Annotated in this window: 8 protein-coding genes; 6 read left to right on the forward strand and 2 right to left on the reverse strand. The window is 56.8% G+C overall.

What is annotated here, in order from left to right; all coding sequences use genetic code 11:
- Nucleotides 1-70 precede the first annotated feature (70 nt).
- From tnpA to tnpC, 3 genes are read left to right on the forward strand one after another with little or no spacing between them, the layout of a single operon-like run.
- Nucleotides 71-442 carry an IS66-like element accessory protein TnpA gene (gene tnpA / locus PL597_RS14355; protein ID WP_137411258.1) on the forward strand — a complete coding sequence of 124 codons (372 nt, stop codon included), beginning with the start codon at nt 71-73 and terminating at the stop codon, nt 440-442.
- The gene (tnpB, locus tag PL597_RS14360) at nt 439-792 is read left to right on the forward strand and encodes an IS66 family insertion sequence element accessory protein TnpB (RefSeq protein ID WP_065785967.1); all 354 of its coding nucleotides are present in this window, start codon (nt 439-441) and stop codon (nt 790-792) included. The genes tnpA and tnpB overlap by 4 nt, the downstream gene beginning before the upstream one ends.
- Before the next feature lie 45 nt (nt 793-837).
- Complete coding sequence (gene tnpC / locus PL597_RS14365; protein WP_271365522.1) at nt 838-2538, forward strand: IS66 family transposase; 1701 nt, start codon at nt 838-840, stop codon at nt 2536-2538.
- On the opposite strand, the gene PL597_RS14370 is transcribed toward tnpC, so the two are convergent.
- Complete coding sequence (locus tag PL597_RS14370; RefSeq protein ID WP_137411260.1) at nt 2519-2752, reverse strand: DUF6429 family protein; 234 nt, start codon at nt 2750-2752, stop codon at nt 2519-2521. The two genes, tnpC and PL597_RS14370, sit on opposite strands and share 20 nt — an antisense overlap.
- Before the next feature lie 339 nt (nt 2753-3091).
- Between PL597_RS14370 and PL597_RS14375 the strand changes: the two genes are divergently transcribed.
- The 3 genes from PL597_RS14375 to PL597_RS14385 all read left to right on the forward strand — a co-directional run bounded on the left by PL597_RS14375 (nt 3092) and on the right by PL597_RS14385 (nt 6209).
- On the forward strand, nt 3092-5449 hold the full coding sequence (locus tag PL597_RS14375) for a hypothetical protein (protein WP_271365534.1): 2358 nt from the start codon (nt 3092-3094) through the stop codon (nt 5447-5449).
- A 179-nt stretch (nt 5450-5628) separates the two neighbouring features.
- Nucleotides 5629-5829 carry a type II toxin-antitoxin system VapB family antitoxin gene (locus tag PL597_RS14380; RefSeq protein ID WP_006699143.1) on the forward strand — a complete coding sequence of 67 codons (201 nt, stop codon included), beginning with the start codon at nt 5629-5631 and terminating at the stop codon, nt 5827-5829.
- Nucleotides 5826-6209 (forward strand): type II toxin-antitoxin system VapC family toxin, encoded by a 384-nt coding sequence (locus PL597_RS14385; RefSeq protein WP_271365525.1) that lies wholly within the window; start codon nt 5826-5828, stop codon nt 6207-6209. The genes PL597_RS14380 and PL597_RS14385 overlap by 4 nt, the downstream gene beginning before the upstream one ends.
- Nucleotides 6210-6354: 145 nt before the next feature.
- Here PL597_RS14385 and PL597_RS14390 read toward each other — a convergent pair.
- On the reverse strand, nt 6355-6618 hold a 264-nt coding region (locus PL597_RS14390; RefSeq protein ID WP_271365527.1), incomplete at its 5' end, for a diguanylate cyclase domain-containing protein.

Consider the following 6618-nt stretch of genomic DNA (forward strand, 5'->3'; position numbering starts at 1 on the left):
AGGCCGTCTTGTAGTACGTGTCGGATCTGGCACTGACTGTCCTTATTGACGTCAATAAGGACAGTGCGGAATGGAACGGCTTGAGATTATCGATAGCGGGCGGCGGCGACGCTTCAGCAAAGAGATGAAGCTGCAGATTGTCGCTGAGAGCTATTCGGAACCTGGCTTGTGTGCGACGACGGCGCGGCGACATGGGATATCGCGATCGCAGCTATATGAATGGCGCCGGCTCGCACGAGCGTGGCAACTGGATGTTGCGTCGCCTGTCGGCGATTTTATCCCGGCACTCGTTGTTCCAGAGGGAGAGCCGGCAGCAGGGTCATTGCCGAATGCTGGCCGGATGGAGGTTGTCAGCGCCAATGGTCGCCGTGTGATCGTGGGACGCGATGTCGACGTTGAAGCGCTGCTTCGGATCCTGCGCGGACTGGAGGCTCTGCGGTGAATCCGTTTCCGATGGGAACAGGCGTCAAGGTCTGGCTTTCGACGGGGTACACGGACATGCGCTGTGGCTTTCCCTCTCTGGCGCTTCGGGTGCAAGAGGTTCTGAAGCATGATCCGTTGTCAGGGCATCTCTTCGTCTTCAGGGGCCGCAGATCGGATATTTTGAAGATCATCTGGCATGATGGTCTGGGGGCCTGCCTTTTTACCCGGCGGCTGGAGAAAGGCCGGTTCATCTGGCCGAATGTGGAGGGAGGGGCAGTTGCGATCTCACCGGCGCAATTGTCTTATTTGTTGTCCGGGATCGACTGGCGCAATCCGCAGGAAACCTGGCGTCCGACACGGGTCGGATAGCATTATTATATTGAAAATATTGAGTGAATCTGATCGAATGGCTTCATGACTTCGAAGCCTGTGGATCTTCCTGCGGACCTTGCGAGCGCCTATCTGGCGCTGCTTTCCGAGCGTGAGATGTTGCAGGCTGAACATGATGTCGTTGTTGCCGAGCGCGACACCGTCGTCTCCGAGCGGGACATTGCGGTGGCGCAAGCCGCCAATGCGCAGGCCATGCTGTCGGACAGTGAGGCGTTGATCGCCAAACTGGAGCTGGCGATCGAAAAGCTGAGGCGGGAGCTTCGCGGAAAGCGTTCCGAGCGCACCGCGCGATTGCTTGACCAGATGGAATTGCAGCTCGAAGAGTTGGTGATGGCCGCGACAGAGGACGAGGTTGCAGCGCAGGCTGCTGCCGCCAAGACCGCGAGCGTACGTTCGTTCACACGCAAGCGGCCGGTGCGAAAGCCGTGGCCGGAGGATGTCGAACGCAAGCGTGTGGTCATCGATCCTCCCAGCACCTGTGCATGCTGTGGCGGATCCCGGCTTTCCAAGCTGGGCGAGGATATGACCGAAACGCTGGAGGAGATCCCGCGCCGGTTTATCGTGATCGAAACCGTACGCGAGAAATTTAGCTGCCGGGACTGCGAGAAGACCAGCCAGGCGCCGGCACCCTTCCATGCCACGCCGGGCGGCTTCATCGGTCCTCATCTGCTGGCGACGATCCTCTTTGACAAGTTCGGCATGCATAGCCCGCTGAACCGCCAGAGCACCCGGTTCAAATGCGAGGGCATCGGGCTTTCGACCTCGACGCTGGCCGACCAGGTCGGGTATGGAACGGCCGCGCTCCTGCCGATCTTTGAACTGATCGAGGCGCATGTCTTCGCGGCCGAGCGCCTTTTTGGCGACGACACCACCATTCCCATCCAGGCCAAAGACAAATGCACGACCGGGCGAATATGGACGTATGTGTGTGATGACCGGCCCTACGGCGGAGCGGCAGCGCCGGCGGCCATATACTATGCGTCGAGCGACCGCCGTGGCGAGCACCCGCAGAAGCACCTGGCCGGGTTTGGCGGCATTCTGCAGAGTGATTGTTACAATGGCTTCGAACCGCTCAGCGTCGCCGAAAAGAAAGCGGTACCGATCACCTTCGCCTTTTGCCATGCGCACGCGCGGCGCAAATTCTTTGAGCTGGCCGACATCCAGAAAAGTGCCCGCGACCGCAAACGCAAGGGCAAGCCAATCTCGCCGATCGCCCTGGAAGCCGTCCAACGGTACGATGCGCTGTTTGAGATCGAACGCGAGATCAATGGATTGAGCGCCGCAGAACGATTGGCCGCGCGGCAGGAAAAGAGCAAGCCGCTGTTCGATGACATGCACGAGTGGCTGAAACGGGAGCGCGCCACGCTCAGCAAATCGTCCGAGGTGATCGAGCCGATCGATTACATGCTGAAGCGTTGGGATGGTTTTGCCCGTTTCCTCGACGATGGCCGGATTTGTCTCACGAACAATGCGGCCGAACGCGCTCTGAGAGGAATTGCACTCGGGCGTCGAAACTGGACCTTCGCCGGCTCCCAGCGTGGGGCCGATCGTGCCGCCATCATGCTCTCCGTCATCACGACTTGCCGTCTCAACGACGTCGACCCAAAGGCGTGGCTCGCCGATGTGTGCGCCCGCATCGCCGATCTTCCCGTCTCCCGCCTGCACGAGCTACTGCCTTGGCAATGGAAGGCCCACAAAGGGACGGCTATTGCGGCGGCCGCGTAAACAGCTCCTGGAACAACGCTTCCGAACGCGCCAAGCCTTCATCGGTCGGGATCAATGACTTCGACTTGTTGACTGGATCGCCGATCAAGCCCTTCTTGTGAAGCCGATCCGTCGTTGCCCAGTCGAAACCCTTCCAGGCCCAACGCTCGTTATGCAGCGTCAGCCATAGCAGCGCCAAAACGGCATCGTCGATCTTGTCCTCATCGATCTCCATGAACCGACGTTACCACGCGCGGCACCCAAAATCCTGCGGCCCTGCTCGGATGGATACGCTCCAACGGTACCAGACTTGCGGTATCGTACCTGAAGTTTGGCCAATCAGTGTTTCGCCAGTTCCATTTCATGAGTTATAGAATCCTTCTCTATAACTCATAATTATCGCCATATTTGAGCTATTGCAAGTCCGTCTATCGCTCAGCACCCCAAAACTGCGGCTCTCCATTCAAGACGCAGCGATAGACGGGTAACCTCTTGCCCTAAACATACTTTGTTAACGGACGCCCCCTATTTCCGCTCGCCCTCGGCACTGGTAGTCGAGAGAAACGGAATGAGCATGACTAAACACGACATTTCATCACGTCATTTTCAGCGAAAAATTTCGGAATTCTGCGAGCTTCGTATCGCTCCGGTCGCATCCAGGCTAGTGTTGGAGAATATACGGCCTTATCTTTCCAGTTTGATCATCTACCGGAAATCGCCACCGCTTCTGAACGGCCATATCGACTGGACGACTATCGGTAAGGCGTGTGGGATCGAAGCCGAGTTGACGGTAGAGCTGAAAAAGCAGCTCCGGCCTGCTCTGGATGCCATCATCCGATGGCTCGGCGCACCACCGGCAGCCGAAGAGCGACGGCCACCAAAGTCAAAGGCTCGCCCTACCAAAATCGTTCCCGCCAAGAAAGCGGCTTCCGCATCCTCGACCGGAAAGCCGCAACGCGCAGCGACCGACGGCACTTTTGCCCGGTCCGGGTCGACACAGCGCGGCCCTGCGCCAAAACCGATCAGCCCTGTCCCGGAACCACGGTTCGACGCGACAGAAGATCCGTCGAGTTTCCCGGATGCGTTGATTTATCATATGCGACGGTTCGGAGACACCTATTGGCAGCTCTATCGCGCCGTTGTTCATCTGAATGAGACCTTTGACAACAAGACGCTGCTATCCTGGATCCAGGGCGAGCGTGTGCCACGATCTGTAACGAGTTTCGACATCCTGCGCCGCATGGAGCGACGCTACCGACTTCCCGAGGGATATTTCAAAGAGAAACTCCCGCATCAGGCGCGCTCGCTTTATGGTCATGAGCTCGGAGATATCAGCCCGGCTGAGCGGCGCAGGATCTCGTTGCATCTGCCGGATGATTTCAGCAGCCTTCCCTTCACCAAACGTGAAGAAATCCTGGATTGGGTGCGCCGTGTGATAATTTCCGGATCGACCGAATATCGTCGATACCAGGCGGCGGCCAGCAAGCAACGCTATGCCATCCGCTTTCCTGGCGTCACATATGGTGGCAGTGCCCTGCCCTCTCGAACATTGGCCTCAATGGCCGGGGCTAATTTAAACCTCGCGGCAGATTTAGACGATCCAGATCTACTGTCAGGCGTTGTCGACGCGCCGCCAAGGCTTGCAATGGAAATGGCTGACCTCATCCGTTTCAAAACCTCAACACTGACCGCGATTGGTTTCCAACGAAACGGCGTCTGGGGCGAGGAAACGGCCTCTCAGAAGATCGAGCACCTTGGGTTGATGTTCGGCGCACTAGCAGCTTCCCCAAGCAGCGTCGTGAAGGGCTGCGGAGTACCGCTTAGCCAGTTAAGCTTTGGCCTCCTCATCTTCCCTGGCGTCTGGGACTGGTATCTGCAATGGCGGGAGCAACGGCGTGGCTTTTACACCAAATGGGAAGAAGACATGCTGATGGTCGCCCAAGCCCTATCTCGCGCGGATGTCGGCTGGATCCGGCAACACCCGGAACTGCTTAACAACGTCAGGCCGATCGTGGGCTTGATTGAGCACGAAGAAATCGACTTCGCGGCTCGCGACTGGCATGGTGCCTGTGATGCGTTTCACCGACATGCCGCGAATCGTTCCAAGGAGATCCAGCGAGTGATGCGTGTGCATCGCGATCCATTTGAACCGATCATGTGTGTACTTGAAGCGGACAGTCCATTAGCGGAATATCGCAAGATCACGGACGAGATCGTGAAGCGTATGCCGGACGAGAACAGATATCCACGACCGGCCGCCGAGGCCGTCAAATCATTCCTGTTGCTTCGGCTTGGCCTGCACCTTGGGCTCAGACAAAAGAACCTTCGCCAGTTACGCGTCTGCCCGCGCGGACACTATCCGACATCGGAACGCCGGCTTGAGGACATGAAATGTGGTGAGCTACGTTGGAGTGATCGCGACCATGGCTGGGAGGTGCTTATCCCATCGGTCGCGTTCAAAAACTCTGGCTCCTCCTTCTTCGGACAGAAACCGTTTCGGCTGGTACTGCCGGACCTGCTCGATCTCTACGAATACCTCGATGCCTATATAGACCGTCATCGTGGTGTCCTCCTTGGAGGCGCCAAAGATCCCGGAACCCTGTTCGTTAAGACGGTGAAGACCACCAGCATCGACGCAGCTTACAATTCGACCACATTCTACGAGGCTTGGAGGACCGTCATCCAACGCTATGGAATTTATAACCCTTATACCGGACGAGGTGCCATCAAGGGCTTGTTGCCACATGGACCCCATAACCTGCGGGACATTCTCGCGACGCATATTTTGAAGCAGACCGGATCCTACGAGCAGGCCAGCTACGCAATTCAGGATACGCCCGATGTCGTTCAGCAGCACTACGGTCGCTTTCTGCCGCAAGACAAAGCCGCACTTGCTGCCAAGATTCTCAATCAGGTTTGGGAAGCTGCGTAAGATCGAATGAGATGCTCGGCTCAGATCCCCATACCAGGTTGCATCTGGACCGAGCCTCCTCGTCTCGCTCTTGAAGAGATTCGAACCGCGACTGCAATAGGCAAAAAAATGCGGACTTGATGGGCGTAGATTTCCGCACCAATTGGTGCTACATGCATATCAACGTTTCGGAGCTAGTTATGCGATCAACCATCAATCTCGACGACAGCCTTATGGAAAGAGCGAAGTCCCTGACGGGCACGAAGGAAACGGCGGCTCTTGTGCGTCAAGCACTAGAGACTTTGGTGCGAGTAGAGTCTGGCAAGCGGCTAATCGCTCTTGGAGGCACTATGCCCGAGGCTGAGGCAGCGCCTCGCCGCCGGAGCGAAGTGGGGAAGTGATCCTTGTCGACAGTTCAATCTGGATTGATCATTTCCGACACGTAGACCCGGAGCTCGTCAAAATCATCGGAGATGATCAGCTGCTTTGCCACCCTTTCGTTGTAGGTGAACTGGCCTTGGGTAGTCTGCGAGAACGGGATGCGGTGTTAGCGTTTCTCACAGCTCAGCGTGAAGCAGTAGTTGCAACCCATGCAGAGGTGATGACAGTCATTGATCGCCATTCGATATTCAGCATGGGGATCGGCTATACTGATGCACATTTGTTGACTTCAACTCTCCTGGACCGTCGATCCAGCTTGTGGACGAGGGATAAGCGCCTAGCGACCGCCGCTCGGAAGGTTGGGGCGGCGCTTTATCGCTCTCCGCATACTCCTCATTAGAAACGAAGTTACAAACCCTTGAGTGCAATTCCGCTCTTGAACGGATACGAACCGCTGACACATTAGTTCAGCTGCTTGCTGACTTAGCGCAGATCGGACGATTTCCGCTCATAGAATGCTTTCGTCGCCTTTAGTAAGGGCCACTCTACTCCGCCTGTTTAATGCAATCGCGCCCATCGCTTTTTGCTTGGTAAAGTGCGCGATCAGCACGATCCATCAAGGCAGCTAAGTCCTCCCCTGTGTGCGCTACCGCAACCCCAAAGCTTGCCGTTGGGGTGAATTCGTTTGAAAGGATACCGGGCGATATTTCTGCGGATTTCGGATTAACGGGACATCGATTCCGGTAAATCCCGGACAGTCGTTTCACTAAATCGCGGACAGTCTCGCGGGATCGACTTTCGTTCGCCTG

This window comes from Agrobacterium sp. ST15.13.013, from assembly GCF_027956525.1.
Taxonomy (GTDB): domain Bacteria; phylum Pseudomonadota; class Alphaproteobacteria; order Rhizobiales; family Rhizobiaceae; genus Agrobacterium; species Agrobacterium salinitolerans.

Coding starts and splice junctions, on each gene's coding strand:
- tnpA (WP_137411258.1), top strand. CDS start 71: ATGGAACGGCTTGAGATTATCGATAGCGGGCGGCGGCGACGCTTCAGC.
- tnpC (WP_271365522.1), top strand. CDS start 838: ATGACTTCGAAGCCTGTGGATCTTCCTGCGGACCTTGCGAGCGCCTAT.
- PL597_RS14370 (WP_137411260.1), bottom strand. CDS start 2,752: ATGGAGATCGATGAGGACAAGATCGACGATGCCGTTTTGGCGCTGCTA.
- PL597_RS14375 (WP_271365534.1), top strand. CDS start 3,092: ATGACTAAACACGACATTTCATCACGTCATTTTCAGCGAAAAATTTCG.
- PL597_RS14380 (WP_006699143.1), top strand. CDS start 5,629: ATGCGATCAACCATCAATCTCGACGACAGCCTTATGGAAAGAGCGAAG.